A 2081-nucleotide genomic window follows, 5' to 3' on the forward strand; every position below is an offset into this window, starting at 1 on the left:
TCTGGTTGAGGCCAATGTCCCTTACGCCGCGTTGGTGCTCGATCGCGTGCTAAGCGGAGAGGTGCAGTCGCGAGCGCATTAGCCTACCGGATATCCGGTGGCGGCGAACCAGGCTTTGGTAAAACGTGGGACGCAACGAGGGTTTTGTCGCAGTAAGGCTCGCGGAGGAAAGTTGATTGATATGAACAGTACTGCTTATGTTGCCCGTTCGTAGAATTGATCAGCGGCGCATGGATGGGTTCCGCGAGCACACTTCATCTGTCCAGCCATTCCGGGCGATCGATTTCTCAAAGTAGCGCCCGGCGAGAAAGTCGATCGTGTCGCCGTCCTTGTCGACTGCCCGGTAAAGATATCGCGCCAAGGATCCGATCCTATGCGCCGCCGCCCCAAGGCGTTCAGCCACCGCCGCCGCCGAGTTGAGGCTGACGCGCGCACAGGCATCATGAAATCGGACCGCGACGCTCCTAAGAGGCGTGGTCGTCCGTAGACTCCGCCCGAACGACACACCAGCCATTGCTATTCACACGAATCGGCGGGGTCGGCTATTCCATCTTTCGCGCAGCCCCTGATGCTGCGAAAACGGATCGGGAAGTTCGCTGGCGCGGCGGCGGTTTTGCGCCGGAAATATTCCCGACTCCGCCACGGCAAACTTTAACTTCGCCCGATTGGAATATAGCGGCTCCGCCAGACGTTTATTAATGGCGTTGATGCTGGATGTTTCGAGCCCATTCGGCTGTACCTGGATGTCGTTTCGCAGGCGGACGGCCGCGTTATGCCAGAGGCCTCGACCCTGTCCCGCTTGCTTGAGACTGGGTTTCGAGACCGGACGGATGGGCAGGCCGGTTGAGGCGCGGCCCGGAGTTTATGAAACGGTCCAAACAGGATGCGTTATGCCAACTTTTTCCATCATTGTCCCGGCCTACAATGTGCAGGACTATATCGAGGAAGCGCTGACGAGTATCGCGGGGCAGTCGTTTGTCGATTTCGAGGCGATTATCGTGGATGACGGGTCCACGGACGCCACCGGCGCGATTGCACAAGTCTTCTGTGTACGCGACTCACGGTTCAGATATATCCACCAGCCAAACCGTGGGCAGTCCACTGCGCGCAATGTGGGCACGGCAGTCGCGAGCGGCACCTATCTGTATTACATGGATAGCGATGACATCATCGACGCGGACACTTTGGACCTCTGCTTTCGGGAATTTACCAGGCAAGACATAGACGTGGTCATGTTCGAGGCCTCGGCCTTTCCAGTCGACGCGCCAACGTACAAGCGGGAAGAGAATAGCTACCTTCGACCGGTGGGAAAGTCGCCTCTATGGTCGGAGGAATTTGTCATCGAGTCGCTGCGCCAGAAGCGATACTTCGTATCGCCATGTTGCCTGATCGCACATCGCTCGGCTGTTGGGGAGTTGCGCTTTATCGACGGCATCGTGTATGAAGATAATCATTTTTTTGTGGCCTTGCTGCTGGAGAAAAGGCTAAGGGTTGGCGTGCTGAACCAAAGGCTGTTTAAAAGGCGGCTGCGGTCGAACTCCACCATGTTCGAGAAGAAAACGCTCCACCATTACAACAGCATGTATCGGCTCGTTCACGAAATGTCAGAGTTGTCGTTTGGTGCGCTCGAGCCGCCGGAGCGTGCGAAGATAAGGAACAAAATCATGGGCAAGACGCTGGGCGATCTGCACTTTGCCAGCTCGCTCGTCGGCCCTGACATAAAGATGAGAATAATGAACGTGGCTGCCACGTGGCACGTCGCGACCCATATCTCACTCCGGCTATTCACGGCCAAACGCCTTCTGCTTGCGCTGGTGCCCGAAATCTACAGACTCCAGACGCAGGCACGATTCAACCCTATGCTTGAGGAGGGCAACATGAGGCGTCTGGAAGCCGGCGTGGGTGTCGGTGCTGCACCGATCGCGACGGAGCCGGTTTGCCGTCCTTCGCCGGAACGCACTGCAGCGTCGCAAATGAGTGCGTTTGCGGTTGCCCTGCAGGCGCATTGTGGCGAGACGCCGGGAGACTACCCGGCCCTCCACGCGCTGTCGGTAGCGCAGTACAGGACGTTCTGGCGGTGT

1 protein-coding gene and 1 pseudogene are annotated in these 2081 nt (G+C 57.8%); one reads left to right on the forward strand and one right to left on the reverse strand.

Annotated elements, in window-relative coordinates; genetic code table 11:
• Nucleotides 1-265: 265 nt before the first annotated feature.
• Nucleotides 266-373 (reverse strand): annotated as a pseudogene (locus tag P3T40_RS44845) (IS6 family transposase); the annotation flags it as partial.
• A 517-nt stretch (nt 374-890) separates the two neighbouring features.
• On the opposite strand from P3T40_RS44845, the gene P3T40_RS44850 reads away from it, so the two are divergent.
• Nucleotides 891-2081: glycosyltransferase (locus P3T40_RS44850; RefSeq protein ID WP_429274080.1), on the forward strand; the 1191-nt coding region annotated here is incomplete at its 3' end.

The organism is Paraburkholderia sp. EB58 (genome assembly GCF_050436665.1).
In the GTDB taxonomy this organism is placed as follows: domain Bacteria; phylum Pseudomonadota; class Gammaproteobacteria; order Burkholderiales; family Burkholderiaceae; genus Paraburkholderia.